Annotated in this window: 27 protein-coding genes; 13 read left to right on the top strand and 14 right to left on the bottom strand. The window is 62.8% G+C overall.

The genetic code is table 11. From position 1 onward, the window contains the following. Positions 1-65: 65 nt before the first annotated feature. The 6 genes from BI364_RS16975 to BI364_RS16950 all read right to left on the bottom strand — a co-directional run bounded on the left by BI364_RS16975 (position 66) and on the right by BI364_RS16950 (position 4,442). Positions 66-533: an FKBP-type peptidyl-prolyl cis-trans isomerase gene (locus tag BI364_RS16975; protein WP_233279548.1), complete on the bottom strand. Its 468-nt coding sequence runs from the start codon at positions 531-533 to the stop codon at positions 66-68. Then, the gene (locus BI364_RS16970; protein ID WP_070079742.1) at positions 530-850 is read right to left on the bottom strand and encodes a low molecular weight phosphatase family protein; all 321 of its coding nucleotides are present in this window, start codon (positions 848-850) and stop codon (positions 530-532) included. The genes BI364_RS16975 and BI364_RS16970 overlap by 4 nt, the downstream gene beginning before the upstream one ends. After that, on the bottom strand, positions 850-1,320 hold the full coding sequence (locus BI364_RS16965; RefSeq protein ID WP_070079741.1) for a universal stress protein: 471 nt from the start codon (positions 1,318-1,320) through the stop codon (positions 850-852). The genes BI364_RS16970 and BI364_RS16965 overlap by 1 nt, the downstream gene beginning before the upstream one ends. Before the next feature lie 120 nt (positions 1,321-1,440). Beyond that, complete coding sequence (locus BI364_RS16960) at positions 1,441-2,958, bottom strand: DHA2 family efflux MFS transporter permease subunit (RefSeq protein WP_070079740.1); 1,518 nt, start codon at positions 2,956-2,958, stop codon at positions 1,441-1,443. Beyond that, positions 2,955-3,980, bottom strand: a complete 1,026-nt coding sequence (locus BI364_RS16955; protein WP_070079739.1) for an HlyD family secretion protein — start codon at positions 3,978-3,980, stop codon at positions 2,955-2,957. Before BI364_RS16955 ends, BI364_RS16960 begins: the two co-directional genes overlap by 4 nt. 30 nt (positions 3,981-4,010) lie before the next feature. Continuing rightward, positions 4,011-4,442, bottom strand: coding sequence for a MarR family winged helix-turn-helix transcriptional regulator (locus BI364_RS16950; RefSeq protein WP_070079738.1), 432 nt, complete (start codon positions 4,440-4,442; stop codon positions 4,011-4,013). Positions 4,443-4,555: 113 nt separating this feature from the next. Between BI364_RS16950 and BI364_RS16945 the strand changes: the two genes are divergently transcribed. After that, a complete protein-coding gene (locus BI364_RS16945) occupies positions 4,556-4,771 on the top strand; it encodes a hypothetical protein (protein WP_070079737.1) in 216 nt (71 codons plus the stop codon). A 21-nt stretch (positions 4,772-4,792) separates the two neighbouring features. On the opposite strand, the gene BI364_RS16940 is transcribed toward BI364_RS16945, so the two are convergent. From BI364_RS16940 to nadA, 3 genes are read right to left on the bottom strand one after another with little or no spacing between them, the layout of a single operon-like run. Continuing rightward, positions 4,793-5,578: a hypothetical protein gene (locus BI364_RS16940; RefSeq protein ID WP_083251496.1), complete on the bottom strand. Its 786-nt coding sequence runs from the start codon at positions 5,576-5,578 to the stop codon at positions 4,793-4,795. Then, complete coding sequence (locus BI364_RS17705; RefSeq protein WP_156782823.1) at positions 5,575-5,979, bottom strand: hypothetical protein; 405 nt, start codon at positions 5,977-5,979, stop codon at positions 5,575-5,577. Before BI364_RS17705 ends, BI364_RS16940 begins: the two co-directional genes overlap by 4 nt. Before the next feature lie 7 nt (positions 5,980-5,986). Continuing rightward, positions 5,987-7,069: a quinolinate synthase NadA gene (gene nadA, locus BI364_RS16935; protein ID WP_070080184.1), complete on the bottom strand. Its 1,083-nt coding sequence runs from the start codon at positions 7,067-7,069 to the stop codon at positions 5,987-5,989. A gap of 134 nt (positions 7,070-7,203) precedes the next feature. Here nadA and BI364_RS16930 point away from each other — a divergent pair, with 134 nt between their 5' ends. Next, complete coding sequence (locus BI364_RS16930) at positions 7,204-7,632, top strand: hypothetical protein (protein WP_070079736.1); 429 nt, start codon at positions 7,204-7,206, stop codon at positions 7,630-7,632. A 5-nt stretch (positions 7,633-7,637) separates the two neighbouring features. After that, positions 7,638-8,165, top strand: coding sequence for a protein disulfide oxidoreductase (locus BI364_RS16925; protein ID WP_070079735.1), 528 nt, complete (start codon positions 7,638-7,640; stop codon positions 8,163-8,165). Here the strand turns inward: BI364_RS16925 and BI364_RS16920 are convergent. Beyond that, positions 8,139-8,543, bottom strand: a complete 405-nt coding sequence (locus tag BI364_RS16920; RefSeq protein ID WP_070079734.1) for a nuclear transport factor 2 family protein — start codon at positions 8,541-8,543, stop codon at positions 8,139-8,141. The genes BI364_RS16925 and BI364_RS16920 overlap by 27 nt on opposite strands. 33 nt (positions 8,544-8,576) lie before the next feature. Next, entirely contained in the window at positions 8,577-9,326 is a 750-nt protein-coding gene (locus tag BI364_RS16915) for a ParA family protein (protein WP_070079733.1), read from the bottom strand. Between the two features lie 141 nt (positions 9,327-9,467). Between BI364_RS16915 and BI364_RS16910 the strand changes: the two genes are divergently transcribed. The 8 genes from BI364_RS16910 to BI364_RS16875 all read left to right on the top strand — a co-directional run bounded on the left by BI364_RS16910 (position 9,468) and on the right by BI364_RS16875 (position 19,855). After that, positions 9,468-11,288: an AMP-dependent synthetase/ligase gene (locus BI364_RS16910; protein WP_070079732.1), complete on the top strand. Its 1,821-nt coding sequence runs from the start codon at positions 9,468-9,470 to the stop codon at positions 11,286-11,288. Continuing rightward, on the top strand, positions 11,281-11,682 hold the full coding sequence (locus BI364_RS16905; protein WP_083251577.1) for an acyl-CoA thioesterase: 402 nt from the start codon (positions 11,281-11,283) through the stop codon (positions 11,680-11,682). Before BI364_RS16910 ends, BI364_RS16905 begins: the two co-directional genes overlap by 8 nt. 69 nt (positions 11,683-11,751) lie before the next feature. Beyond that, positions 11,752-13,119, top strand: coding sequence for an OmpP1/FadL family transporter (locus tag BI364_RS16900; protein WP_083251494.1), 1,368 nt, complete (start codon positions 11,752-11,754; stop codon positions 13,117-13,119). Positions 13,120-13,172: 53 nt separating this feature from the next. After that, positions 13,173-14,174: an acrylyl-CoA reductase family protein gene (locus tag BI364_RS16895; protein WP_070079730.1), complete on the top strand. Its 1,002-nt coding sequence runs from the start codon at positions 13,173-13,175 to the stop codon at positions 14,172-14,174. Positions 14,175-14,176: 2 nt separating this feature from the next. Next, positions 14,177-14,515: an STAS domain-containing protein gene (locus BI364_RS16890; protein ID WP_070079729.1), complete on the top strand. Its 339-nt coding sequence runs from the start codon at positions 14,177-14,179 to the stop codon at positions 14,513-14,515. Positions 14,516-14,687: 172 nt separating this feature from the next. Continuing rightward, entirely contained in the window at positions 14,688-16,406 is a 1,719-nt protein-coding gene (locus BI364_RS16885; protein WP_197495769.1) for an ABC transporter permease, read from the top strand. 14 nt (positions 16,407-16,420) lie between these two features. Continuing rightward, positions 16,421-17,740, top strand: a complete 1,320-nt coding sequence (locus BI364_RS16880) for an ABC transporter ATP-binding protein (protein ID WP_070079727.1) — start codon at positions 16,421-16,423, stop codon at positions 17,738-17,740. A 123-nt stretch (positions 17,741-17,863) separates the two neighbouring features. Beyond that, positions 17,864-19,855 (top strand): potassium transporter Kup, encoded by a 1,992-nt coding sequence (locus BI364_RS16875; protein WP_233279547.1) that lies wholly within the window; start codon positions 17,864-17,866, stop codon positions 19,853-19,855. 57 nt (positions 19,856-19,912) lie between these two features. On the opposite strand, the gene BI364_RS16870 is transcribed toward BI364_RS16875, so the two are convergent. Beyond that, a complete protein-coding gene (locus tag BI364_RS16870; protein ID WP_070079725.1) occupies positions 19,913-20,599 on the bottom strand; it encodes an MBL fold metallo-hydrolase in 687 nt (228 codons plus the stop codon). A gap of 270 nt (positions 20,600-20,869) precedes the next feature. Here BI364_RS16870 and BI364_RS16865 point away from each other — a divergent pair, with 270 nt between their 5' ends. Continuing rightward, a complete protein-coding gene (locus tag BI364_RS16865) occupies positions 20,870-21,583 on the top strand; it encodes an MIP/aquaporin family protein (protein ID WP_070079724.1) in 714 nt (237 codons plus the stop codon). A 65-nt stretch (positions 21,584-21,648) separates the two neighbouring features. On the opposite strand, the gene BI364_RS16860 is transcribed toward BI364_RS16865, so the two are convergent. Further along, the gene (locus tag BI364_RS16860; RefSeq protein ID WP_070079723.1) at positions 21,649-24,324 is read right to left on the bottom strand and encodes a bifunctional acetate--CoA ligase family protein/GNAT family N-acetyltransferase; all 2,676 of its coding nucleotides are present in this window, start codon (positions 24,322-24,324) and stop codon (positions 21,649-21,651) included. A gap of 65 nt (positions 24,325-24,389) precedes the next feature. Between BI364_RS16860 and BI364_RS16855 the strand changes: the two genes are divergently transcribed. Continuing rightward, positions 24,390-25,334 (top strand): histone deacetylase family protein, encoded by a 945-nt coding sequence (locus tag BI364_RS16855; protein ID WP_070079722.1) that lies wholly within the window; start codon positions 24,390-24,392, stop codon positions 25,332-25,334. Here the strand turns inward: BI364_RS16855 and rarD are convergent. Further along, positions 25,319-26,275 carry an EamA family transporter RarD gene (gene rarD / locus BI364_RS16850; protein WP_070079721.1) on the bottom strand — a complete coding sequence of 319 codons (957 nt, stop codon included), beginning with the start codon at positions 26,273-26,275 and terminating at the stop codon, positions 25,319-25,321. The two genes, BI364_RS16855 and rarD, sit on opposite strands and share 16 nt — an antisense overlap. Positions 26,276-26,665 lie beyond the last annotated feature (390 nt).

Below are 26,665 nucleotides of genomic sequence, written 5' to 3'. Positions count from 1 at the left end.
GACTACGTTACCGCAGCTGCCTTGCGCAGTCACCCCGTGCCGAGCGGGGCTATTGGATTAGACGTTTATTCGTCCACGTCGATGATATTCAGGCCGATGCTCAGTGTGTGGCCAGCGAAGGGGTGATTGAAGTCCAGGGTGACGGCGCTGTCATCCAATTCGATCACCGCGCCAGGGAGTTCGTCCCCGCCCGGCGTGGTGAACCCGACGATGTCACCGGGTGCGAGATTCATGTCCGGGGGGAAATCGTGGCGTGGGAGGGTTTGAATCTGAGCGGGGTCGCGCGCGCCGAAGCCATGCTCCGGTGGCAGGACGACGACATCGCTACTGCCGGCCACTCGTCCGAGTAGAAGCCGCTCCAGATTGGGGTGTAGTGCACCGCTGCCAAGCTCGATTTCAAGCGGCATCTCGCCGACGGTGGCATCGGCGACCGTGCCGTCTTCGAGGGTGATCGCGTAATGCAAGCGTACGCGGCTGTGCGGGCCGATCACCCTGGGGGAGGTGCCGACTTTGGTGTCGGTTTTATCGTTCATGTTGGGTCTTCGAGATTGCGCGAGAGCAGGCGCATACCGCCGATCATGCCGAGCATGCGCCGCTCGATTTCGTCGTGTCCGGCGATGTGCCAATGGACGTGGCGCGCGTTGGGTGGCAGCGAGGGCATGGTAGCCTGCGCCGAATCATCGAGGCTGACAACGAGATCGGCCCAAGCCAAGGTGGCGGCACTCGGTGGTGACTTGTCCGCGCTCGGGTCGAGCCAGTCGGCACCGAGGCGCTGGGCACATGCGCAGGCAAGCGCGGCCTCGCTCCCATCAGCGACGAACAACACACGGGCTCGACGCTTGTAGGGCATCAGGCGCTGGCTTCCGGCGATTCGCGTGGTGTCGGTGCCCCAGGATTTTGGGCGACGAGAATGCTGCATTCGAGTTCTTCGAGCAGAGAAGCGCCCAGCGAGGAACGCCACCAGCGCGTGATGGTGGTGCGGCGGCTGTGTCCGAGTACCACGAGATCGGCCTCGATCTCGCGCGCAACATTGACGACTTGATCGACGGGGTCACCGAGTACCAGACGACCGTGAGCGTTAAGGCCACGCTGGTGCAGGCGGGTAACGCCTTCGTTGAGGATGCCCTGATAACGTTCGTGATCCGCGTTCAGGATTTCGCCGGCGTTGAAACCCTCCCCGACGGATAATCCGAGCGACAGCGGCATGACCGAGAGCAAGACGACGCTGGCGCCACAGAGGACGGCGAGGTCGGCGCCTTCGCGCAGCGCGATGCGGCACTCGCGGGTGCCATCGTAGGCCAGTAAAATGGTGTGATACATACGGGGTCCCCCGTCAATCGGCCGCGTCCTTGGCCGCGGCAAGCGGTAAGGCCGGGATTCTGATCCATCGCTCAAGGATAGTCGATGCTTCCCCGGCGGACGATTATTGCAGCCGTTCGCTCATGCACTGGGTGTGCGATTGAGGTCGACGCGACGCATCAGCAGCACCAACGGCAGCATGATCAGAAACCCCCAGGTAATCAGCAGAAAACCATCCAGAAAGCCGACCATGTCGGCTTGACGGTGTAGTAGTTGCCCGAGTAGTTGAGGCGCGGCCGGCGAATGTACATTCATGCCCAGACCCTCCAGATAGCGGTCGACGGCCGGATTCATTTCGGTGATATGGCCGCCGAGTTGATTCCAGGCGATCTGGGTGTGCCGAGTCAGTATCGTAGACACGATGGAAATACCGATCGCGGAGCCGATGGTGCGCAGCAGGCTGAAGAGCCCAGCGGCCTCGGCCGAATCCCGTGCGGGTAATGACGAGAAGGCGACGGTGGACATCGGCACGAAGATCAGTCCCATGCCCAGGCCCTGGAGGACGATCGGCCAGATCGACCAGAAGGTATCGATGTCGAGGCTGTATAGCGTCATCGCCCAGGCGCCGGTGCTTGCTAGCAGGATGCCGCTGGCGATCAGTATCCGCGGGTCCACCCGCCCGATCAGGCGGCCCACCAGCATCATGCTGAACATACTGGCCAGCCCGCGCGGGGCCATGACCAGGCCGGTGGTGAGCGCGGGATAGCCGAGTAAGCCTTCAAGCAGTAGTGGCTGGACCAGTGCGGTGCCGTAGAGGCCGAGTCCGAATACGGCGATCAGCAGGCTCGCGGTGGTGAAATTTCGGTCTCGAAAGATGCCGAGTCGAAAAATGGCGTGTTCCCGCGCGCGGATCGCATGCACGATGAAGCCGACAAAGCTGAGCACGGCGATGGCCGTGAGCAGGACGATGGTGTTCGACGAGAACCAGGCATCTTCGTTGCCCCGATCGAGCACGTACTGTACCGCGCCGATGGCGAGCCCCATGAGCAGGAATCCCGTCCAATCCATGCGACGCTCGCGGCGTTCGGTATCGGGAATGACGCGCCAGGTGAGCAGGAGCGAAAGCAAGCCCACCGGTACATTGATGTAGAAGGTCCAGCGCCAGCTGAGCACCTCGGTCAGGTAGCCGCCGAGCGTTGGCCCGAGGATCGGGCCGATCATCACGCCCATACCCCAGATCGCCATTGCGCGACCGCGTTGCTCCAAGGGGTAGGTATTGACCATCAGCGACTGCGACAGCGGGACCAGGGCGGCACCGAATATGCCTTGTGCCAGACGGAAGATGACGATCTCGGCGACGCTGGTGGACAAGCCGCAGAGCGCCGAGCTGATCACGAAGCCTCCCACGCTGAGCATGAGGTAGCGTTTCTGCCCGAGTCGGTCGGTAAAGTAACCGGTCAGCGGCATAAAGATGCCCGAGGCGACGAGATAACTGGTCAGTACCCACGAGATCTGGTCGCGCGTGGCGCTGAGTTGGCCCTGCATATGCGGCAGGGCCACGTTGACGATGGTGGTATCCAGTACCTGCATCACCGTCGCCGACATCACGGCGATGGTGATGAGTAATCGCTGGCGCGCGTTCGTCTCCGTGGGATTCACGGGGTGGTGTGCGGAGAGGGTCCGTTGGACTCGGCCTTACCGACCGTGTCGATGGTAACCTCGGCAGAGGTGCCTACCCGCAAGGGGTAATGGGAGGGTGCGTTTAGGATTTCGATGCGCACGGGTACACGCTGGGTGACCTTCACCCAGTTGCCCGTGGCGTTTTCCGGGGGTAGCAGGGAGAAGGCGGCTCCGCTGGCCGGGTTAATACTTACCACCCTGCCGTGAAACGGATGGTTCGGATACATGTCGACCGTCACCGTCGCCGATTGTCCGAGCCGAATGCGCGCCAGGTCGGTTTCCTTGTAGTTGGCATCCACCCACCAATGTTGATTGCAAACCAGCACGAAGTTCGGTCGGCCAAGCGTAACCGAGTCGCCTGGGCGTAGGCTCAGTTGCGACAGCACGCCGTTGCAGGCGGCCGTGACCGTGGTGTCGGAAAGATTGGATTCTGCAATACCCAGCGCGGCCTGGGCGGCCTGTATCTGGCCATTGGCGCTGCCCGCGGGGCCTTTCTGGGCGAGTGCCTGTTGCAGATTTGCCTGGGCAACGGCGAGGGCGGCACGTACGGCGTGGGCGTTATCGGTCGCGTCTTCGACGGCCTGGGTGTTGGTATACCCCCGCTTGGCCAGGGTCTGTTGGCGCTTGGCCTTGGATTCGGCATTGGCGAGCCGCACGCGAGCCTGACTGACATCGGCGCGGGCCGCGTTGACGGCCGCCTGTAGGGCGGTGATGTGCTGCTTGGCCAACTCCAGCTCCGCAGTGGCCGAATCGACTTCAAGCTTGAAGGTCGTGGGATCGATGCGATAGAGCACCTGCCCTTCGGTAACCGACTGATGATCGTGGACCGGTACGGCGACAACACGACCCGAGACGCGCGGTGCTACGTTGATGGTATGTGCGCCGACGTAGGCATCGTCGGTGCTGGGGTAATACTCACCGTGACGCCAGTAGGCGTAGGCGGCGGCGGTGAATCCGGCTACGACAATCACGCTGATGGCGATCTTAAAGCTGCGCTTCATGCGGTCCTCGGTGTCAGTGGTAAGCGGGGCTCATATCTGTGCGGCACGTTGTTTGATGTGAGTCAGGACGTGCTCGCAGCAGCGAATCTCTTCGGCACTCAGGCCGTCGAGTAGTTCGCGCCGCAAGGCTCCCGCAATAGCCTTGATCTCGCGTGAGAGCGTATGTGCCTGCTCGGTCAGGTGTACGGACTTGCAGCGGCGATCCTCCGGTTTCTCGCGGCGTTCGATCCAGCCGTCCTGTGCCATGCGGTCGAGTAGACCGACCAGCGAGGCGCCTTCGATGCCGAGCAGATTTGCCAGTTCACGCTGCATCAGGCCGTCACCCTGCTTGGAGAGGTATAGGATGGCCATCCATTTGGCCTGACTCAGACCGAGGGGACGCAGGCGCTGATCCAGCTTGTTGCGCCAGACGCGGGCAGTTTCCGAGAGGTGGCCGCCGAATTGTTCGTGGACATCGTTCATGGTTTGAATGGGGTCGGGTTAATAGTTAGTAGGCTAATTATACATGCACTAGTTATTGGCGCAAGGTATCGCGACGCGGACAATAGCGGTTCACTCGTCTTTGGGAGTTACACGTGAATACGTTGGATCAATATCCGCTGGATGAGTTGAAGCTGGTGTATCGCACGTTACACGCGGCATTGCCGGAGACCCCGGAGTTGATGGACTCGGAGTTGCTGGAGGAATTGCAGCGCTACCTGCAGACCTGTGCGCGCGACGAGGGTGTGGATGTGTCGCTGCATGCGCAGTGGGCGTCCTGGCTGGGGGGTGTTCTGCTGCGCGGGTTATAGAAAGAGCGACTTGACGAGGCTTCAGCCGATCAGGCGAGCGCTGCGACGCAATGCGTGTACCAAGTCTTTTTCGAGTTCGTCGAGGTCCTCCATGCGGATCAGCGCAGCGTTGCTGAGCCACGCGGTGGCCTGTTCGCGTTTGCGTGCGAAGTAAAGCAGGATGAATTCTTCGGACTTGAGCACGTAGCGGATGGCTCCTTGCGGGTCGACTTGCAAGAAGGGATTACTGGCGATCTGTCGGGCGGAGTGTTCCTGCATCATGCAGTACTGGTTGAGCAGATAATACAGCGCGGTGCGTGCCTGACTGAGCAGCTCACGCACGAACTCGCGCGCCTGCGGATGCAGGCTGGCATCGACGATGGTGTCGAGCCAGTTGGTCAGGTCGGTTTCGGAGATGGGAACGTCCGCGCTCTTGAGTTCGGCCGCGAGATGGATGATGCGTGTCTGTAGGCCGCTTTGCTGTTCCTGCGTCTTGCGTCGATGAAGGGTGCGCTGCAACAGCCCTCCGGTGGACTGCAGTTCCTTGGAGAGTTGCTGCAGCTCCAGGCGGATGGTTTCGCGTTTTTCCTGCAGCGATTCCACGAGCGCACGCTTGCGTGACATCTCAAGCCGGGTCAGTTGGAGTCGCAGGGTGAAAAACTGCCCGAGCAATTGGTTGATCCCATTGATTGCCTGATCCAGGCGTTCGCCGGCTTGACGTACGGATGGCTGCAGGCGCTCATCGCGGGGCATGCGCTCGCGCAGTAATTCGCGGGCCCGGATGGTTTCGATCAGCTCGGCGCGAACATCGATCAACAGATCATTCATGCGCTTGATATTGGCCGCGAGCAGTACGAAATCGGCTCGCCGTTCCCCCGTGCAATATCCTGACGCAGGGAAATCAGTTCGAGCAATTTGTTGCGAAAGACGCGGATGTTGGCGGTGGCGCCAGCGTGACGCGATTTATCGAGGGCGACGATCGCGTCGTCGCCAATCGATTCCTGCAAGCGTACACGCAGCGAAAGGTGGTAGGCGTTGGCCTCCATGATCAGGCCTTCGAGGGCATTGCGCGAGTAATATGGCGCTTCCTCCACCAGATCCTCGGGGATATTGTCGGGGAGCTTGTCGACCGGGAGACGTGAGATTTCCGCTGGCGGCAAATCCTGCACCAACTTGCGCAGCACATCCAGTGTGATTGGTGGCGTGCCTCGCTGCGAGGTGGTGCTCATGAGATTTTCATGCGTCACCCAAGCCCATAACTTCGCGCTTGAGGTCTTGGGCGAATGTCAGCATACGCTGCGTGGCCAGCTGGGCCTTGACGCGGATACGTTCCTCCACGTGGATTTCACCCACACCTGTTTCCAGGGCCTTCAGCAGCGCGCGCAGTGAATTCATCGCCATCCAGGGGCAGTGCGCGCAGCTGTTGCAGGTAGCGCCGTGTCCCCCGGTGGGTGCTTCGATGAGGATCTTGTCAGGTGCTGCCTGATGCATCTTGTGAAAGATGCGATTGTCGGTTGCGACGATGAGCGTGCGATTAGGCAAGTTGCGTGCGGCTTCGATCAGTTGCGTGGTCGACCCGACGGTATCGGCCAGTGCGATCACGGCAGCCGGCGACTCGGGGTGGACCAGCACCGCGGCTTCCGGGTGCTGCGCCTTGAGCTGTTCGAGGGCCTGGGCGCGGAATTCATCGTGTACCACGCAGGCGCCGTTCCACATCAGCATGTCGGCGCCGGTTTCACGGCGGACGTAATCGCCGAGGTGTTTGTCGGGCGCCCAGATGATCTTTTTGCCCTGGCAGTGCAGATGGGCCACGAGCTTCACCGCGATGCTTGAGGTGACCACATAGTCGGCCCGGGCCTTGACGGCCGCGCTGGTGTTGGAATACACCACTACGGTGCGGTCTGGATGCGCGTCGCAAAAGGGAATGAATTGCTCGGCAGGGCATTCGAGATCCAGCGAGCATTCGGCCTCAAGCGCTGGCATCAGCACGCGCTTTTCAGGATTGAGTATCTTGGCGGTCTCGCCCATGAAGCGCACACCGGCGACGACGATGGTTTCGGCCGGATGCTCGTGACCGAAGCGGGCCATGTCGAGGGAATCGGAAACCGTGCCACCGGTTTCCTCGGCGATGCACTGGAGTGCCTCGTCAACGTAATAATGCGCCACCAGGACGGCGTTGCGCTCGCGTAGCAGTGTCTTGATTCTGTGCACCGCCACCTCCCGCGCCTCGCCAGACAGCGGTGGGTCGAGCGCGATGACACCAGCGGTGCGCGGTACGATGATGCGGGGGATCTTGGGAATGGCTTCGGCCAGGCTCATGCGCAGGCGGCTCTTGCGGATCGGCATTTTCGTCGAGTGTAACGCAGGATGTCGGGAGCGGCATCCCTGTAGGGGCTTGGCTGGTGGCGTCTCAGCCGGTAATTTGACGCCTTTCGTCGGGAAGGACAGAAAAAATGGATCATGAGGCGCTGTATCGAGCCCTGTCGACCGAGGAGCGCAAGTCGTTGGCGCTGGCGGTGGACCTCGATGCCGGTTTTCGACCTCTCCTGGTCCGCGATCAGTGGAGTCTGGTGAAGATTTACTTCGGGCGTCGCGCCGATCTGCGGGCGGAGGAGATCGCCCAGCTCATCAAGGACCCGGATCAGACGGTGCGCATCACTTGTGCGCGACGCGAGGATCTGACCGCCGAGCAGGTGGCGCGCTGTGTGGAGGACCGCGACCCCAATCTGCGTTACTTTATTGCCCGTAACGTATTGTTGACCGACGCGCAGCGCACGCGTCTATTGGAGGATGAGGATCCGTTGGTGCGCAAGGCGGCAGGCAAGGGCCCCAAACGGCGGCGGCTTGCCGCCCGCCCAGGCCAAGCCGAGGTGATCCGCTGAATCTCATGCGATCCCTGCTGAAACGACTGCGCCCGAGTCGCCGTACCTGGTTGCGTCTGGCGCGCGATGTGACGATTCTGCTGGTGGTCTACGCGGCCGTTTCGCTGTGGCAGGCCCGGCATCTTGTCAGTGGCCCGGCACCGCCGTTGACCGCCGTCGCGACCGACGGGCACGTCATTGATCTTGCTGGCCTGCATGGGCGCCCGGTGCTGGTAATGTTCTGGGGGACGTGGTGCCCGTTGTGTCGCGCTGAATTGGGGACCCTGCAATCGCTGTCGCAAGACTGGACGGTAGTGACCGTCGCCATGGATTCTGGCGACGCGGCGCATATTCGGGCGTTCATGCGCGCGCGTCACCTGGATTTTACCGTGATACCCGACGATGACGGTGCGCTCGCGCGGCGCTGGGGCGTGGTGGCCGTGCCCGCCGGCTTCGTGCTGGCCCCGTCGGGCCAGATTCGCTTTCGCCTAATCGGCCTGACCTCTAGCTGGGGCCTGCGCGCGCGCTTATGGCTGGCGCGTAGCGGGGTTTAGCCGTCGAGGGCCATCGTGCCCTGGTGGAAGGCCATTCCGCCAACCCCGTTCGTCCAGACGCCATAGCGAGCTGCGTAGCGACTGAGATACGGTGCCATCGGGACGTGGCAGCCAAGCGCGGTATGTCACGTGAATCCAGCTGGGCGACAATGAATGCGCGACAAATTCGCTTAGCCACCCTGTGGATTCGGCACGGTGCTCGATGGCGTGCAAGCAGGCTGATTTGTCATAGCGACCTCCCGACTGGCCGAACTCGACGAAATCGTCGCAGAGCAGAGCGTTGGTCAATTCGAGCGCTTGTGGCCCGCCGGCCCGAAGGAGCAGCAGTTCGCGGGACCGGATCAGTGTGGCGGCAGCGCTTTCGGCGTCTGTCGTCATGTTGAATGGATTCCCCCGATGATCGGCCTGAACTCAACCCGGACGCCTGTGAGAGAGCGCATCCGCCAGCTCGGACCACAGCGCGGCGTAGGCCTGTCCCGCCGTGGTTTTCGGCGCGAACAGCGGCAGGGGCAGGCGACGTGGTCCCATTTGCTCGACGACCGAGGCATAGGGAACTGTGGCCTCAAGCAAGGTCTGGATCTGCGCGGGTAAGGCCTCGACAAGATCACGGTGTAGCCGGCGGCGTCGATCCACCTGTGTCAGGAAGGGATATAGCTTGAGTCCGCTGAGCCGCCGCTTGCTCAGATAGCGCAGGAATACCTCATAGGTGTGTACCGACAGGCTGGTGGGAATCATTGGCATCGCAACCGCGTCGGCCTGTCCGAGCACCGCCTCGTTGATGGCTTGCAGGCCCGCGGGGCAATCGTAGATTAGCAGGTGATACTCCTCGGACAGCGGCTCGGTCAGTCGTGCCAGCAGCGAGGCATGATCGGCCTGAGCCGCCTCCAGGTGCAGGCTGGAGAGCCCGCCGGCCACCAGATCCAACCTGGATACGCCTGTTTGCCGGATGAGTTCGCCGATCGTTGTCTTGCCACGGGCAAGGCGCTTCATGCCGCCGATTTCGTCCGTGTCGACGCCCAGATACCAAGCTGCCGAGCCTTGCGGATCGAGGTCCCAGAGCAAGGTCTTAAGTCCGGAAGCGCTGGCGAGGGCAGCGAGGTTGACGGCGGACACGGTCTTGCCAACGCCGCCTTTGAGATTGAACAGAGCCAGAGTTTTCATGTCGGGGTAAGCACCGGATGAAGGGGCTGTTACACTTACTATCGGCCGCCTTGGCGGCGGGGCGACCTACACTTTAACACCGCCTCTGGCAGACGCGCGCGTCTGCCAGAGGCGAGACGAATACAAGGATAAGGATGCGGCATGGTCTCGCAGACAGACCTGATCCGGCTTGAGGAAGCCGGTAATCTCAGCGGGCTTTTCCACGAGCGTGTGCGCCGCACACCCGACCGCGCGGCTTATACCCACTTTGATGCCGGCAGTCAGACTTGGGTGGACACCACGTGGCGCGAGATGGCGCTGGAGGTCGGGCGCTGGCAGGCGGCCATGCATCGCGAGGGCCTACAGCCGGGCGACCGTGTTGCGATCATGTTGCGCAATGCCCGCGAATGGGTGGTACTCGATCAGGCCGCGCTGGGTTTGGGCTTGGTGACGGTACCGCTTTATACCGATGATCGGCCGGATAATGTCGCGCATATCGTGGAGGAAACCGGCGCTCGGCTACTGGTGGTCAACGGCAGACGCCAGTGGCGGCACCTACAAGAGGTGCAGGCCGGCTTCAATTCCCTCAAGCGCATCGTTAGCCTCGGCAATATCGAGATGGAGGACGGCGCGCGCGACAAGCACCTCGAATCCTTCGCCGAATGGAGCTTCGGTTGCCACGGCGAACCGCAGCGCTCTGGCGCGGATGTCGGTGAATTGGCCAGCATCGTCTACACCTCCGGTACCGCCGGCCGGCCCAAGGGCGTGATGCTCACCCACGGCAATCTGCTCGGCAACGCCTGGGCGGTGTGCGATGTGGAGCCGCTATATGCCGACGACGTATTTCTGTCCTTTCTGCCGCTGTCGCACACCCTTGAACGCACCGGCGGTTACTATTTCCCGATGTTCTACGGTGCCCGTGTGGCTTATGCGCGCTCGGTCCAGCAGCTCGGCGAGGACTTGCGCGCGGTGCGCCCGACGGTGCTGATCTCGGTGCCTCGCGTGTATGAGCGTCTGCATGCACGCATCACCAAAAACCTGTCGCGCAAATCGCCACTCGCCCGAGGATTGTTCGAACTGGCCGTGAATGTCGGTGCGCGGCGTTATGAGCGCAGCCTGGGTCTGACCGCCTGGCGGCCCTCGCAGTGGCTGTGGCCTGTGCTAGACCATCTGGTCGCGTCCAAGATTCGCGAGCAGCTCGGCGGCCGTCTGCGTTTTGCCGTCTGCGGGGGGGCGGCCCTGGCACCGCGACTGGCGCGCGAATTCTCGGCGCTCGGTATCCCGGTGCTACAGGGCTACGGCCTGACCGAGGCGAGCCCCGTGGTTAGCGTCAACCGCCCGGCGGACAATCGCTTCGACAGCATCGGCGCCCCGCTCAAGGGCGTGGAGGTACGCATCGGCGCCGATAGCGAGCTGCTAGTCCGCGGACCCAACGTGATGCGCGGCTACTGGCAGGACGAAGAGGCCACGCGCATCGCCTTGAAGGATACCGGGTGGCTGCGTACCGGCGATCAGGTGCGCCAGGATGAGGCGGGCCGGCTATACATTACCGGGCGCATCAAGGACATCATCGTGCTCAACAACGGTGAAAAAGTGCCGCCGTCGGAAATGGAGACCGCGATCTGTCTCGACGAGTTGTTCGACCAGGTCGTAGTGGCCGGCGAAGGCCGCCCATATCTCTCGGCGCTGGTGGTGCTCAATCCCGAGGCGTGGCCGGCCTTCGCGGCGGCCTGCGACGTCGATCCGGCAGATCCGGAGGCCCTGCTAGACCGCTTCGTGGAGCGCCGTCTACTGCAGCGCATCGGGCGTGCTCTGCACGATTTCCCCGGTTATGCGCAGATCCGGCGGCTGAGCGCCAGACTTGAACCTTGGACATTGGAAGAGGGTCTGATGACTCCGACGCAGAAACTCAAACGCAGACGTATTCTCACGCTGCACGAGAATGACCTCAACCGCCTGTACGAGGGTAATGGCGATGGCTGACGGCAAGGATCTACTGGCGGGTGTCGAGCCCGTCCTGCGCGTGCCCGCGAGGCCCGCGGATATCAATGCCGGTGGCGACATCTTCGGTGGCTGGATCATGTCGCAGGTCGATATCGCCGGCAGCATTCCTGCGGTGGCGCTGGCACAAGGGCGTGTGGTCACGGTCGCGGTACAGCGGCTGGTGTTCCTCAAGCCGGTCAAGGTCGGTGACTTGGTCAGTCTGTATGCGCGCGTGGCGGGCGTCGGGCGCACCTCGATCCAGGTTGCCGTCGAGGTCTACGTACACCGCAGCCTTGCGCCACCGGAATTCATCCACGTGTGCGAGGCGGAATTGACCTACGTCGCCATCGACGAGCACGGCAAGCCGCGCCCGGTGCCTGCAGCCACGCAATGAACGCGTGACCGGTCGTGTGGATAACCGACTAGACAACCAAATAATGTAAACAGCGAGGGGGAGCGTCTCATGGAGCATTCGATACGGGCGCATGTGCGCATTCTGCTGGGCGTGGCCGCACTCGGTCTGCCGATCAGCGGTTTGGCAGCGGGTTTTGCCATTACCGAACAGAACGCAACCGGTTTGGGCGATGCCTACGCCGGCGCGACTACCGGCAACGGCCATGCCAGCGGACAGTATTTCAATCCCGCGACGATGGCGAATCTGTCGGGTACGCAACTGAGCGCGGGTCTGATCGACATCGCGCCCAACATCCAGTTCAGCAATGGCCAGTCGAGTGTGGCAGGGATCGGTAACATCACCAACGGCAATAACGGCGGTAACGCTGGCGAACAGGCCTGGGTGCCGAACCTGTTTCTGAGCCACGCGCTGGACGCGCGTACCCGCGTCGGCTTCGGTCTCAGCGTGCCCTACGGCCTTGCGACGCAGTATCAGGATGGCTGGGTGGGTCGCTATCACGCCCTGACCAGCCAGGTGCAGGTCATCAATCTGAGCCCGTCGCTGTCCTATCGTCTGAGCCCGACCCTGAGCATCGGCGCAGGCCTCGATGCCCAGTACGCAAAAGCCAATCTCAGCTCGGCGATCGACAGCGGTTCGCTGTGCTACGGGGCCGCCGCTCACGGCCAGGTACCGGGCGGTTTGGCCACCTGCAACGCCTATGGCCTGACGCCGGGCAATTCCCAGGTTGACGGTCTGGCTCGGGTCAAGGGTCACGACTGGGCCTTTGGCTGGAATATCGGCTTGATCTACAACATCACGCCGGATACGCGCCTGGGTCTTGCCTACCGCGCGGCGGTGGATCACAAACTCAAGGGGCAGGTGACCTACAGCCATATTCCCGCGCTGCTGGCATCCAATCCGCAGCTTGCCGACACAGGCGCTTCGGCCGCGCTGGACCTGCCGGCGATGGCTTCCCTCGGGGTGTCGCAGCGATTGGATCGCCACTGGACGATGAGTGGCGATCTGACCTGGACCCAGTGGAGCCGATTCTCCAGCCTGCGGGTGGTCAAGGACAACGGCCAGCCTGATCTGGTGACCACCGAGAACTGGCGTGACACCATGCGTTATGCCGTTGGCCTGACTTTTAGGCAAAACGAACGTTTGACCTGGCGCGGTGGTTTGGCCCTCGATCAGACGCCGGTGCCAGATGCTCGTCATCGCACTGCCCGGCTGCCCGGTAGCGACCGCACTTGGTTGTCGCTGGGTATGGGTTATCGGGTCAGCCCGCAGTTGAGCTGGGATCTCGGCTACACCTATATCCTGTTCCGCAATGTCAGTATCAACAACACCACCGAAGGCAGCTATCAGAACACCCTCACTGGCCAGTACCGTGGGCACGTCAACATGTTCGGCGCCCAGGCCAATTACCGCTTCTGATGCCTTCGCGAGTCGTCGGAGACCACATCGAACACCATAGAGGAGCCGATTGAATGTCCAGCGCCACCTTCAAGGCCTTTCGTATCCATCGCGGTGACGATGGCGCGATCCGGGCCGCTATCGAGTCGTTGACGTTGAACGATCTCAATCCCGGTGAGGTAGTCATTCGTGCTCGCTACTCGGGTGTGAACTACAAGGATGCCCTGGCGGGCACCGGGCGCGGGCGTATCCTGCGACGTTATCCGCTGGTCGGTGGCGTCGATGTTGCCGGTGAGGTGGTGCATTCGGATGCCCCGGCCTTTGCGCCCGGTGATGCCGTACTGGTGACCGGTTGCGGCTTGTCGGAGACGCGCGATGGCGGTTATGCCGAATTCGTGCGAGTACCAGCCGACTGCGTCGTATCGCTGCCGGCGAGCCTGGACGAATATGCCGCCATGGCCATCGGAACCGCGGGCTTCAGCGCGGCGCTGGCGGTGATGCGTCTGGAGGAAAACCACCAGCGCCCGGACATGGGACCGATCCTGGTGACTGGCGCGACCGGCGGGGTGGGTGGATTCGCCGTCGATCTGCTGGCGGGTCGTGGTTACGAGGTACATGCCCTAACCGGCAAGCCCGAGGCCGAGGCCTACCTGCGCGAATTGGGTGCGAGCGCCGTGCTCGACCGCCGTGAACTCGAGTTGGGCACTCGCCCGCTGGAGTCCGCGCAATGGGGCGGGGCGGTGGATGCCGTCGGTGGGGATATCCTCGCCTGGCTGACACGGACGGTGCGACCCTACGGCAACATTGCCGCCGTGGGCTTGGCCGCCGGTACCGCGCTCGATACGACCGTGCTGCCGTTTATCCTGCGCGGCGTCAGTCTGCTTGGTATTCATTCGGTCGAATGCTCACCCGCACTACGACGGGAGGTGTGGGCGCGTTTGGGCGATGATCTGCGCCCGCGTCATCTGGCGCGAATGGTGGCCGGCACGGTTGGCCTTGATGGTCTGCCCGGTGTATTCGAGCAGGTGATGGCTGGTGGCTTGCGCGGGCGCACGGTGGTGGACCTCGCTCTTTGAGCGTGGCCGAGCCGGTCGCGCTGTACCGCGTCGCCGATGGTACGGTTCACCTGCATGGCGAGTTGGATGCGGCCGGTGTGCCGGCGCTGAATGCGCGCTTGCAGTCCCTGCGCGGTGAGGAGGGTGCCGAATGCACGCTCGAACTTGACGAACTGGAGCTGCTGGATGCCGCAGCCGTGATCGGCATGCTTGAGCTGATACGCGGACTGATGGCCGACAAGATGCACGTGACGGTGCTGCACGCCCCGCAAACGCTGGCCCACACGCTCTATCGGGTCGGTGAACTGGAACGTCACGGCTTGCGTCTGATCGATCCTCGAGAGGAAGAACCTTACGGCTGAGCCGAGGGGCTTGTATCTGGGATTCCCCACGGCTATAAAGGGCGCCCGCCGCACGCGGTCTCGTCCCGCCCAACCGGGTCGATGCGCGCGGCGCCCGACATAAGCAAAACGCCGCGGGACAAGACATCCCACCCGCGCCATGGCTGTATGGCCCCACAGGAGATCCGCGCACGTGGCCCAGCTTCCATCGTTGCCCGCCCGGCTGCCATTGCCCAATCGCCGCGATCTGATCGCGTTGCCACTGGTCTTCGGGCTGATCTATCTGGTGGCCTGGGCTGGCGGGCGCATGAGTGCGCCGTATGTCATCGGGCAGCCGTTGCCGATCAGCTTGTCGCCGTTGGCGCTGCCCGGTTATGCGCTGTATACGGTGCTGCGAATGGCGGCGGCGCTGGGTTTGTCGCTGCTGTTTTCGCTCGTCTACGCCACCCTGGCAGCGAAAAACCGCTATGCCGAGCGCATCCTGGTGCCGGCGCTCGATGTGCTGCAATCGGTGCCGATCCTCGGCTATCTGTCGATTACCGTGGCTGGTTTCGTCGCCTTGTTCCCCGGCAGCCTGTGGGGTGTGCAGATGGCGGTGATCTTTGCGGTGTTTACTTCGCAGGCCTGGAACATGGCCTTCAGCCTGTATCACTCGCTCAAGACGGTGCCGCGTGATTTGCGCGAGGCCTCGGCGACCTATCAACTTTCGCCCTGGTTGCGCTTCTGGCGCCTGGAATTACCCTATGCCATGCCCGGATTGGTGTGGAATACCATGATGTCGGTGTCTGGTGGCTGGTTCTTCGTGGTCGCGGCCGAGGCGATCACGGTCGGCGGGCATCAGATCATGGTGCCCGGCGTTGGCTCGTATATCGCGCTGGCCATCCAGCAGCGTAATCTGGGTGCGATCGGCTGGGCCATCCTGACCATGTTGTTGGTGATCCTGCTCTACGACTGGCTGTTATTCCGCCCGGTGGTGGCCTGGGCCGACAAGTTCAAGTTCGAGAGCAGCGCCTCGTCCACGGCACCGGAATCGGCGGTGCTCGATTTCATCAAGCGGACACGGATCATGCGCTTGTTGGCGGTGGTGCCAGGCGTGTTCTGGCAGGCCAGTTTGCGTCTGGGTAGTCGACCGAAAACATTCCCAGAGCCCGCAGACCAACGCGTCCGGCGTTGGCCTGACTTGGCCTTCAATCTGGTGCTGGCGCTGGCCGTGGTCGCCACGCTGATCGAAATGTGGCGCATCATCCCGCGCGATTATGGTTGGGGCGAGGTTGCGCATGTCTTCATGCTCGGTGGTGCTACCGCGCTGCGTGTGTTCGCGTTGGTGGTGCTGGCCAGCGTTGTCTGGGTGCCGATCGGTATCTGGATCGGTTTACGCCCGCGCCTGGCGCAGCGGATTCAGCCATTGGCCCAGTTCCTGGCCGCCTTCCCCGCGAATTTGCTGTTCCCGCTGGTCGTGGTGGGGATCGTCGGGTTCCACCTCAACGTGAACATCTGGGTCAGTCCGCTGATGATCCTCGGTAGCCAGTGGTACATCCTGTTCAACGTCGTCGGTGGCGCGGCGGCCCTGCCCTCGGATCTGAAGGAAGCCTCGCGCAACCTGGGATTGAGCGGGTGGCTGCGTTTCCGCAGGCTCTTGTTCCCCGGTGTGTTCCAATCCTACGTCACCGGAGCGATCACAGCTTCGGGTGGCGCCTGGAACGCGAGCATCGTCGCCGAGGTCGTGAGCTGGGGTAACCATACGCTGGTTGCCACCGGGCTCGGTGCCTACATCGCTCAGGCCACCGCACGCGGTGACGTGCGTCACGTCGTGCTCGGCACCGGTGTCATGGCGCTGTTCGTCATCACCATCAATCGCTTCGTCTGGCATCGTCTCTATCAGTTCGCCGAGACGCGCTGGCGGCTCGACTAAGGAGGGTACACGCTATGACTGCCACGGAAATCCTGCGCCTGAATGGTGTGCAGAAGGCCTTCAAGAGCCCGGACGGCGAGGATTTGAAGATTCTCGACGGTGTCGATCTATGCCTGCATGAGGGCGAAATCTTGGTGTTGCTCGGGCGCTCGGGTTCGGGTAAGTCGACCCTGTTACGGATCATGTCGGGATTGGTGCCGCCTACCGGTGGCGAGGTGATCTACCGCGACCGCCCGGTAACCGGCCCGGTGCCTGGGCTGTCCATGGTGTTTCAGAGTTTCGCGCTGTTTCCCTGGTTGACCGTGCTGGAGAACGTGGAGTTGGGGCTGGAGGCGCGTGGCGTGCCGCGTGCCGAGCGCCTGCGCCGCGCCTTGGCGGCCATTGACCTGATCGGTCTCGATGGCTTCGAGTCGGCTTACCCGCGCGAGCTTTCCGGCGGCATGCGTCAACGAGTCGGCTTTGCGCGCGCGTTGGTGGTCGATCCCGACGTGTTGTTGATGGACGAGGCCTTTTCCGCGCTGGACGTGCTGACCGCCGAGAATCTGCGCACCGATCTGCTGGACTTGTGGGAGGCACGCCAGATCCCGCTGCGCGGTATTTTGCTGGTCTCGCACAATATCGAGGAGGCCGTGCTGATGGCCGATCGCATCATCATCTTCGCCTCCAATCCAGGGCGGGTGGCGGCCGAAATTCCGGTGCGCCTACCGCAGCCGCGCAACCGCCAGGCCCCGGAATTCCGTCGCCTGGTTGAGGAGATATACGCGATTATGACCCGGCGTGGGCCGGAGGCGCCGCGCCGCGCCGAGGGCGTGAGTTATCGATTGCCCACGGCGGCGATCAATCGCTTGGCCGGCCTGATCGAGGCCATCGACGCGGAGAGCGAGACGTCGGGGCAGCGCTTCATCAGCCTCCCCGATCTTGCGGACGACATGCAGCTCTCGGTCGACGACCTGTTTCCATTGGTCGAGTCGCTGGAGATTCTGGATCTGGCCATGGTCGTGCAGGGACAGATCGCGTTGACCACCATCGGCCGGCGCTACGTCAACGGCGATACCCAGGAACGCAAGGCGGTATTCGCACGTCAGCTGCTCAAACATATTCCGTTGGCCGCGCACATCCGCAGCGTGCTCGATGAGCGCCCCAACCACCGCGCACCCGCAGAGCGGTTTCTGGCCGAGCTGGAGGACAGCCTGAGTGACGACGAATCGCAACGCGTGCTCGACGTGGTCATCAATTGGGGGCGCTACGCCGAAATCTTCGCCTACGACGATGACGCCGAGGTATTGAGCCTCGAGGATCCGGGCGGGGGCGAGGGCGCCCTCGATTACGGTTGAGCGAGCGGTGCGGCCCAAGGCTTAAGAAGTTAAAGCGATTAAGGTGGAACTATTCCCGTGCGCCCGCGTCGTAGTGCTATCCGCATGTGGCGGTTGGCGACGCGTTGCGTATGCCGGAGGGACTTGCAATGGAAAACGACGGTAACGAAAAAGGTTCGGGCGCAGCTTGCACGCGATCTGAGCGGCGATGAACGCGACATCGGTCAGCCATCCCGATACCCAGCCGGCCCCCCCGCAAAATCTGTCGAGCGACGCCGCACCGCCTCCCTGAGTCTAATGGCTCTGGGCATCGTCTACGGTGATATCGGCACCAGCCCCCTATATGCCCTGCATGCCTGCTTCTACAGCGGCGGACACCTCGCGGTAACACCTGCGCATGTGCTCGGCATCCTGTCGCTGATCTTCTGGGCCTTGATCGTGGTGATCTCGATCAAATACGTCGCCTTTATGATGCAGGCCGACAACCGGGGCGAGGGCGGGATACTCGCCTTGCTTGCGCTGCTCGATCCTTGGCGCAGCAATGGTCGCGGCGCGATACTACTGATCTTGCTGGGCACCTTCGGCGCCGCACTGCTCTACGGTGACGGCATGATCACGCCGGCGATTTCCGTACTCAGTGCGGTAGATGGGTTACGCGTGGCGGCACCCGCGTTGCGACCCTGGGTGATTCCCATTACCGTGCTCACCCTGCTGTTCCTGTTTGCCACCCAGCGCAAGGGCACGGCCCGCCTCGGCCGCTGGCTCGGTCCCATCATGCTGCTGTGGTTTTCGATCCTGGCTTTGCTGGGGCTGCACGGCATCCTCGAGGCACCCGCGGTACTCGCCAGCGCCAACCCGCTGGCCGCCGCGCGCTTCATTATGGATGCACCCGGCACGGCTTTTCTGGTGCTCGGTAGCGTGTTCCTGGTGGTCACCGGCGGTGAGACGCTGTATGCCGACATGGGTCACTTTGGGCCGGCGCCGATACGCTGGGCCTGGTTTAGCCTGGTGCTACCGGCCCTGCTGCTCAATTACTTCGGTCAGGGGGCGATTCTACTCATCGATCCGGCGAAGGCGGCGCATCCGTTCTATAGCCTGGTGCCGACCTGGGGGGTGTACCCGATGGTCGCACTGGCGACGGTGGCCACCGTCATCGCATCGCAGGCGGTCATCTCCGGGGCCTATTCGCTGGCACGTCAGTCGATACAGATGGGTTTGAGTCCCCGTTTGGGGATCGTGCAGACCTCGGCCGAGGAAATGGGGCAGATCTATATGCCCGGCGTGAACGTGGTGTTGATGATCGCGACCATCGCGGTGGTCATCGGCTTCGGTTCGACCGCCCGGTTGGCGGGGGCGTACGGCGTGGCGGTGAGCGCCACCATGGCGATCACCACAATATTGGCCTTCTGGGTCATGCGTAGCCGCTGGCACTGGTCGCTACTACGCGCCGGCCTGGTGGCCGGTCTGTTTCTGATCCCCGATCTGGTGTTCCTCAGCTCCAATTTGCTCAAGGTGCCGGACGGCGGCTGGCTGCCTCTGCTGGTAGCTGGTGCCGTGGTCATGCTGATGACGACCTGGCGTCGCGGGATGCAGCTGCGCCGAGCTACGGCCCAGGAGCGCGGTATGCCGGTGGCGACGTTTCTGCAGAGCCTTTCCTTCGAGCCTCCCGCTCGCGTGCGTGGTACGGCCGTATTCCTTTGTGGGCCTGGAGACACCGTGCCGCAAGGCTTGCTGCACCACCTCAAGCTCAATCAGGTACTGCATGAACGCGTATTACTGATGACCGCGGTCACTCGAGACGTGCCGCGCGTGTCCGCTTCGGATCGCTTGGAAATTACCGCCTTGGGTGCCGATTTCTACCGGGTATTCGTGAACTATGGCTTCATGCAGACGCCGAACCTGAGCGTGGCGACCAAGTTGTGCCAAGACCTGGGCGCGATTCCGGGGTTGGAGGCGGAGGCCACGACCTATTATGCGGATCGACTGCACATCGCAGTTGCCGGTCGCAATCCCATCGTTTCGCGCTGGCGTAGGCGTTTGTTCGCCTTCATGGCACGCAACGCGCAAGGCGCGGTGGAGTACTACCGTCTACCTGCTGGGCGCTCGGTGGAGCTGGGTATCCAAGTGGATATTTAGACCGCGCGTACCAGCCCCGCGCGGTTTGCCCCTGCGGGTCTGCGCATAACCACCCGCTCAGGCGAGCCTGCCGCAAGCTTGGTTGGCCGGCAATGCCTCGTCGATATGGCGTGGGTAGGGTAACGACAAGCCTTCCATCAGTGCGACGAACGCCTCACGGTCTTGCCCGGCGATTCTCGAATTGAGCGTGCGCTCCTCACCGATGCATGACACACGACGCCCTGCGTAGTCGTGTCCTGGGTAAACCAAGGTCTCGTCCGACAGCGCCAACAATCGTTGCAGACTGTCGTAGAGTTGGCCGGCATTGCCTTGTTGGAAATCCGTACGTCCACAGCCGCCGATGAGCAGGGTGTCGCCGGTAAACACGCGATCATGCCAGCGATAACTGGTGCAGCCGCGCGTGTGTCCGGGCGTGGCCATCGCGGAGAGGTGTTCCTTGCCGAAAGCCAGGCGTGCCCCATCTGCGATTTGGATGTCTGCACAGCTCACGTCCGCGGCTGCACCGACTGCGACACGCGCCCCCGTGGCCTCGCGCAGACGGCCGGCACCGGTCACGTGGTCGGCGTGTACGTGGGTTTCGACGATATAGCGCAGCTTCAGGCCGAGCGTCTCGATCAGTTTCAGATCGCGTTGATGCTGCCCCAGCACGGGGTCGATCATCACGGCGTCCTGCGTATCCGCGTCGGCGATCAGGTAGCTCAAGGTTGAGCTGTCTTCGTCATACAGCTGTCGGAATAGACTCATCGATATCTCCCTGAATGATGGGACTCAGGGGTTAATAGTTGAGTGTATTGCTCGGTTTTTCAAGGGTGCGATAGGCATCGCCTTGCACCGCCATAGTTAAATTCTTACCAAAGCGTAATGCTAAAAGTCCTGAACCGCCCTGGTGAAATGCAGTCCTATGCTTGGCGCTGATAATTAAACAGCGTCCAGAAAATTGTTTATCTATATGTCATAAAAGGATTTGATGCATCGGCGAATTGGGGGTAATTCCGTCCAAAGGAGAATGCTGCAATGCAAAACATGAGTAAGGCTCTGATCGCCGAGTTTATCGGCACGTTCGGACTGATCTTTTTTGGGGGCGGCGCCGCCGCCATGGTGACCACGGGACATGCCGGGCTGCTGGATGCAGCGCTGGCTAACGGCTTGGCGGTGGCGATTGCCATCTTCGTGTTCGGCGACATCAGCGGAGGCTTGGTGAATCCGGCAATCACCCTGGGTGCGGCGGTGGCGGGCAAGTTGCCGCCGGCGCGGATCCTACCCTACATCGCGGCGCAGATCGCGGGCGGCATCGTTGCGGGCCTGATACTGGGCTTTATCTTCGCACACGATCATAGTGGCACGCACGTGGGGCCATACGGCGACCTGGGCGCGACGTTGATCAATACCAAGCTGACCACGCTCACGGGTGGCTTTGTGCTGGAGATGATCGGGACGTTCTTCCTGATGTCCACGGTGTTGCATACGGCGATGAGTGACCGTGCCGGTGTCATGGCGCCGCTGGCCATCGGGTTGACCATCTCGATTTCAGTGATGTTCTTCGGTGGATTGACCGGTGCCAGCCTTAACCCGGCGAGGACGATCGGTCCGGCCGTGGCCTCGGGTGTGTACACGCACATCTGGGTCTATCTGGTGGCCACGCCAGTCGGTGCGATCGCAGCCGGTCTGCTGTATCGCGTGATGCGTGCAGGCAAGACCGTGCCCGTGGCGGAGGCGGTCGGCGCCTGATATCGATGGTCGCGGGGAGGTGGACGCTACCCACCTCCCCGTTTTTTTCTGGGCGATATTTATTACTAGAGCGTTCGCGAGACGATGCGTACCTCGGGGTCATCGGGGTGAGGGCGTCGGTCGAAACCCAGGCGTGTGACCAGGGCGAGCATGGCCTGATTGCGCATCACCACTTCGCCCTCCATGTGCCGTAATCCGCGATCGTGTGCGGTGCGCATCAGTGCCTCCATCAAGCGTGTGCCAATACCCTTGCGTTGCCAGTCGTCGGCCACCACCAGTGCGAATTCGCAGCTTTCCCGGTCTGGATTCGCAATGTAGCGTGACACGCCGATTTCGATTTCTGCATCCTCTGGTCCGGTCACCGCGATGAAGGCCATCTCACGGTCGTAATCGATCTGGGTGAAACGCACCAGCATCTCTGGCGTCAATGCGTTGAGTGTCTGGCGGAAGCGGAAGTACTTGCTTTCCTCGGATAGCCCCAGCACGAAGCTTTGCTCGACTTGAGCATCCTCAGGACGGATCGGTCGGATGCGAAGATCGGTGCCGTCGGGCAGTTGCCAGCGCTGCGCAAGATGTACTGGATAGGGATGGATCGCCATGTGCGCATAGGGGTCAGCGTCTCCCGGTGAGGGCGCGATCACGAAGCGTGCATCTACCGCGATCACGCCACGATCGCTGGCGATCAGCGGGTTGATATCCATCTCCAGAATTTCCGGCAGCTCGCAAACCAGCTCGGAAATGCGATGGAGTACCCGTACGAGTGCGGCGTGGTCGATCGCGGGCATCTGCCGAAAATCGTGTAGCAGGCAGGCGACGCGGGTGCGCTCTATCAGGGAGTCGATCAGCAGCGTATTGAGTGGTGGTAGGGCGACGGCGCGATCCTTGAGAATCTCAACCTGGGTACCGCCAGCACCGAAGCTGATCGCCGGGCCGAATACCGGGTCTCTTACCACGCCGATGATGAGTTCGCGGCCGTTGCGGGTATCGGCCATGCGCTCTAGGGTAACCCCGTCGATGTCGGCATCCGGGCGTGCCCTGCGGACGTCGTCGAGGAGTTCACGGTAAGCCGCGCGCACGGCTGCGGGCGTACGGATGTCGAGATGCACGCCCCCTGCGTCGGATTTGTGAGAGAGCGTATGCGAGGCGATCTTCATCGCCACCGGAAAGCCCAGGGTTTCTGCCGCAACCAGGGCCTCGTTGGCGTTGCGCGCCAGCATTGCCGGCATGACGGGGATACGGAAGGCGGTCAGCAGGGCCTTGGATTCTTGGGTGCTCAGCGTGTCGCGTCCTTCGTTCAGCACCCCCTCGATGATCATGCGTGCGCCCTCGATGTCGGGCTCGGCATGCTGCGACAGCGAGCCGGGGACCTGTAGCAGCAGGTGCTGGTTGCGCTGATATTTGGCGAGATAATCCAGCGCCTCGATGGCCGCCTCGGGGGTATGGAAATAGGGGAGATGCGCCTCCGCGAAGCGCGACCACGCAGGGGCTACCTGTTTTTGTCCCATCCAGCAGGCGGTTACGGGCTTGCCGCGACGTGCCACGCCGATCACCGCCTCGGCACAGCCCAGCGGGTCGGTCATGCCCTGCGGGGTGAGTATCACCAGCGCGGCATCGACGCCTGGATCAGCCAGGCAGATGTCGAGGGCTTTGGCATAGCGTGCGGGCTCGGCATCGCCGAGGATATCGACGGGATTCGCGCGCGGCCACTGCGCCGGCAGTACCGCATCGAGGGCCTCGATGGTCTCCGGTGCGAGCTGCGCCAGTGCGAGGTCCAGCTCGCTGGCGCGGTCGGTGGCGAGCACGCCAGGGCCGCCGGCGTTGCCAAGGATGAGCAGGCGGTTGCCATGCAAACGGTGGCCGCTGGAGAGGATCTGTGCAGCGGAAAAGAGTTGCTCGATGCTGTAGGCACGCACCACGCCAGCGCGTTCCAGGGCGGCATTGAATACATCGTCGGCGCCCACCAGGGCGCCGGTATGCGAGCTTGCGGCACGCGATCCGGCGGCATGACGCCCGGCCTTGATCACGATCACAGGCTTCATGCGCGCGGCGGCCCGCAAGCCACTGATGAAGCGCCGCGCATCCTGCACGCCCTCTACATAGAGCAAAATACTGCGCGTGTGCACGTCGAGTGCGAGGTAATCGAGGATATCGCCGAAGTCCACATCAGCGGCGTCACCCATCGAGACCACGGCCGAAAAGCCGACCTGATTGGGCTCGGCCCAATCGAGGATGGCGGTACACAAGGCGCCGGATTGCGAGACCAGCGCGACGTCCCCAGGCAGGGCCTGATTGTTGCTGAAGGTGGCATTGAGATGGAGATGAGGCCGGATCAGCCCGAGGCAGTTCGGGCCGAGTACGCGCAGACCCGAGGGCCGTGCCGCCTCGATCAGGTCAAGTTGAAGCTGTCGTCCCTCGGGGCCGCTTTCGGCGAATCCAGCGGAGACGACGATGGCAGCCCCGACCCCGTGTTCGCCGCACTGGCGCAGGATGGCCGGCACGGAAGCCGCCGGCGTTGCGATTACCGCCAGGTCCACGTGTTCTTCGATGGCGGCCACATCGGGATAGCAACGACGCCGACCGATGCGTGCGTATTTGGGGTTCACCGGGTGAATGCGGCCTTGGTAACCGGCTTCAACCAGATTGCGCAGCAGGCGACCGCCGACGGCGTCGGCACGCGGGCTGGCACCGATGATTGCGATGCGCTCGGCGGCGAACAGCGCCTCCAGGGTATGCGTTGGCATGGCGGCTCTCGGGTGTCGGCGGACGGATGTTAAGCTTAACGGATGCCTATCGTCAGGGTCATGACATGTCCGTATTACTGATCTCTCACCCGACCTGTCGCGGACATGATCCGGGTCATGGACATCCCGAATCCCCGGCTCGTCTGGGTGCCATCGGCGATCAGCTCATCGCGTCTGGGCTGGATGGGTTGCTGCATCATCTGGAGGCGCCTGCGGCCACCCGTGAGCAGTTGCTGCGCGTGCATACGGGGCGCTATCTCGATGCCCTGGAGGCCGCGCGCCCAGAGGCAGGTCACGCAGCACTCGATCCCGATACCGCGTTGTCACCGGGCAGCCTCGAGGCCGCCCGGCATGCGGCTGGCGCGGTGGTGATGGCTGTGGATCGGGTGATCCACGGCGACGTTCGGCGCGCCTTTTGCGCCGTGCGTCCGCCGGGACACCACGCCGAGCCCGCGCGCGCGATGGGTTTTTGCCTGTACAACAACATTGCAGTCGGTACGGCCCACGCACTGGCGGTCCATGGCCTCGCCCGCGTGGCCATCGTCGACTTCGACGTGCATCACGGCAACGGCACCGAGGCGGTCTTCCGCGACGAACCGCGCGTGCTGCTGTGCTCCACGTTCGAGCATCCGCTGTATCCGGATTCCGGCGCGGATACGCAGAGTGCGCATATCGTCAATGTGCCTTTGCCGGCCGGAACCGACGGAGCGTCCTACCGTCGTGCCTTCGAAGCACGAATATTGCCGGCTTTGGAGGCCTTCAAGCCCGAATTGCTGATGGTTTCCGCCGGTTTCGATGGGCACCGCGAGGACCCGTTGGCCCATCTGACCTTGGTCGAGGACGACTACGACTGGATCACGCGGCGTCTGATCGACCTAGCTGAACGCCACTGCGGCGGCCGGTTGGTATCGGCGCTGGAGGGGGGTTACGCCCTGCCGGCGCTGGGTCGTAGCGTCGCGGCGCATGTCAAGGCATTGCTCGAGTACGCGCCCGCTCAGCGCACTTCTTGATTGAGTACCGCGAGGGCCTCACGTTCGTTTTGCAGCCTAGCCGCCCGACGGCCACGCTGCGAGGCGGCGATCGCATCGGCGCTGAAGATGGCAAGCGCCACCCAGATGAGTATGAAGCCAACCCAGCGCAGCGGCGTCATCGGCTCGTGGACGATCGCCACCGCGACGACGAACTGCAGGATCGGCGCGATGTACTGCAGCATACCCAGCGTGCTCAAGGGCAGCCGCCGCGCCGCCGCGGCGAAGCTGGTCAGCGGTATGGTGGTGACCAGGCCCGTCGAGGCGAGTAGTAGCATCGATGAGAGACCGTGGCTGGTGAAATGCGTCTCACCTTTGTGCCCCAACCAGAGCAGGACGAGCACGGCGATCGGGCTGAGCAAGAGCGTCTCGATGGTGAGGCTCTGCACCGCCCCCGTCCTTCTGCCGGCGAATTTCTTGGTCAACCCGTAGAGTCCGAAGCTGAAGGCGAGCAGCAGCGCGAGCCACGGCGGGTGTCCGTAGGCAACGCCGATACAACTCACGGCTACCAGGGCGAGCGCGATGGCCGCCCACTGCAGCGCGCGCAGGCGCTCGCGCAAGATGAACACAGCCAACAGGACGGTAATCAGTGGATTGATGAAATAGCCCAACGAGGCTTGCAGTACCTGCCCGTTGTTGGCGGCATAGACATAGCCCAGCCAATTGGCGCTGATCAGAACCGCCGCGATGGCCAGATAACCCAGTTGGCGCGGCTCGCGTAGCATTTGCATCAGATCCCCGAGGCGCCCGGTCACGGCCAGAATCAGGCTACACAGAGCCAGTGACCAAAGGATGCGGTCGGCCACGATCTCGACCGGCGAGGCGAAGGCGAGCAGCATGAAGTACAGTGGGAAGACACCCCACAGCGTATAGGCCGTGAGGCCGAACAACAGACCGTTGCGCGGGGTGCCGATATCGGGCATGCGGGTTTCCTCGGGAAAGCACGGCCCATGCCCTCATGGGTGGGGCATTGGGATCGTCGGGTGGAGAAATCGGAGGATAACCGAAGTACGCCTCTTCGGGGGAGGCGGAAGCGAACGCGGCGGGCGTTTATTCCCGGCATCATGCGGGAGCGGGTCAGGTTATGCGCTCGATGGTGCGCGTTGTCGCCGGCATATCCCGGATTTCGGTTTGAAGCGCCGGTGATTTTCCAGGTTCGATCGGGCCATGATTCGCCGCGAATACCTGCCGTTGTGACCTCGTTGAATTGAACCCCCGGTTTTGCCAACGACTGCCAGAGCCCGGTGCGCGTCAGTATGCTGCTCGGCTCGATGTGAGATATGGGCAGAGCCACAAGTGTTATCGGGTTTATG

Source organism: Acidihalobacter yilgarnensis (genome assembly GCF_001753245.1).
Lineage (GTDB): Bacteria > Pseudomonadota > Gammaproteobacteria > DSM-5130 > Acidihalobacteraceae > Acidihalobacter > Acidihalobacter yilgarnensis.
The sequence above is the reverse complement of the archived record's forward strand: the minus strand, read 5'-3'. Positions and strand labels throughout refer to the sequence as shown.

Excerpts from the sequence above, each read along its gene's own strand:
- BI364_RS16915 (WP_070079733.1), bottom strand. The coding sequence starts at position 9,326 with ATGAAAACTCTGGCTCTGTTCAATCTCAAAGGCGGCGTTGGCAAGACC.
- rarD (WP_070079721.1), bottom strand. The coding sequence starts at position 26,275 with ATGCCCGATATCGGCACCCCGCGCAACGGTCTGTTGTTCGGCCTCACG.
- BI364_RS16870 (WP_070079725.1), bottom strand. The coding sequence starts at position 20,599 with ATGAGTCTATTCCGACAGCTGTATGACGAAGACAGCTCAACCTTGAGC.
- BI364_RS17705 (WP_156782823.1), bottom strand. The coding sequence starts at position 5,979 with ATGAGCACCACCTCGCAGCGAGGCACGCCACCAATCACACTGGATGTG.
- BI364_RS16900 (WP_083251494.1), top strand. The coding sequence starts at position 11,752 with ATGGAGCATTCGATACGGGCGCATGTGCGCATTCTGCTGGGCGTGGCC.
- BI364_RS16930 (WP_070079736.1), top strand. The coding sequence starts at position 7,204 with ATGGATCATGAGGCGCTGTATCGAGCCCTGTCGACCGAGGAGCGCAAG.
- BI364_RS16970 (WP_070079742.1), bottom strand. The coding sequence starts at position 850 with ATGCCCTACAAGCGTCGAGCCCGTGTGTTGTTCGTCGCTGATGGGAGC.
- BI364_RS16860 (WP_070079723.1), bottom strand. The coding sequence starts at position 24,324 with ATGCCAACGCATACCCTGGAGGCGCTGTTCGCCGCCGAGCGCATCGCA.
- BI364_RS16965 (WP_070079741.1), bottom strand. The coding sequence starts at position 1,320 with ATGTATCACACCATTTTACTGGCCTACGATGGCACCCGCGAGTGCCGC.
- BI364_RS16855 (WP_070079722.1), top strand. The coding sequence starts at position 24,390 with ATGTCCGTATTACTGATCTCTCACCCGACCTGTCGCGGACATGATCCG.
- BI364_RS16905 (WP_083251577.1), top strand. The coding sequence starts at position 11,281 with ATGGCTGACGGCAAGGATCTACTGGCGGGTGTCGAGCCCGTCCTGCGC.
- BI364_RS16920 (WP_070079734.1), bottom strand. The coding sequence starts at position 8,543 with ATGACGACAGACGCCGAAAGCGCTGCCGCCACACTGATCCGGTCCCGC.
- BI364_RS16865 (WP_070079724.1), top strand. The coding sequence starts at position 20,870 with ATGCAAAACATGAGTAAGGCTCTGATCGCCGAGTTTATCGGCACGTTC.
- BI364_RS16910 (WP_070079732.1), top strand. The coding sequence starts at position 9,468 with ATGGTCTCGCAGACAGACCTGATCCGGCTTGAGGAAGCCGGTAATCTC.
- BI364_RS16925 (WP_070079735.1), top strand. The coding sequence starts at position 7,638 with ATGCGATCCCTGCTGAAACGACTGCGCCCGAGTCGCCGTACCTGGTTG.
- BI364_RS16950 (WP_070079738.1), bottom strand. The coding sequence starts at position 4,442 with ATGAACGATGTCCACGAACAATTCGGCGGCCACCTCTCGGAAACTGCC.
- nadA (WP_070080184.1), bottom strand. The coding sequence starts at position 7,069 with ATGAGCCTGGCCGAAGCCATTCCCAAGATCCCCCGCATCATCGTACCG.
- BI364_RS16895 (WP_070079730.1), top strand. The coding sequence starts at position 13,173 with ATGTCCAGCGCCACCTTCAAGGCCTTTCGTATCCATCGCGGTGACGAT.
- BI364_RS16880 (WP_070079727.1), top strand. The coding sequence starts at position 16,421 with ATGACTGCCACGGAAATCCTGCGCCTGAATGGTGTGCAGAAGGCCTTC.
- BI364_RS16940 (WP_083251496.1), bottom strand. The coding sequence starts at position 5,578 with ATGAATGATCTGTTGATCGATGTTCGCGCCGAGCTGATCGAAACCATC.
- BI364_RS16955 (WP_070079739.1), bottom strand. The coding sequence starts at position 3,980 with ATGAAGCGCAGCTTTAAGATCGCCATCAGCGTGATTGTCGTAGCCGGA.
- BI364_RS16975 (WP_233279548.1), bottom strand. The coding sequence starts at position 533 with ATGAACGATAAAACCGACACCAAAGTCGGCACCTCCCCCAGGGTGATC.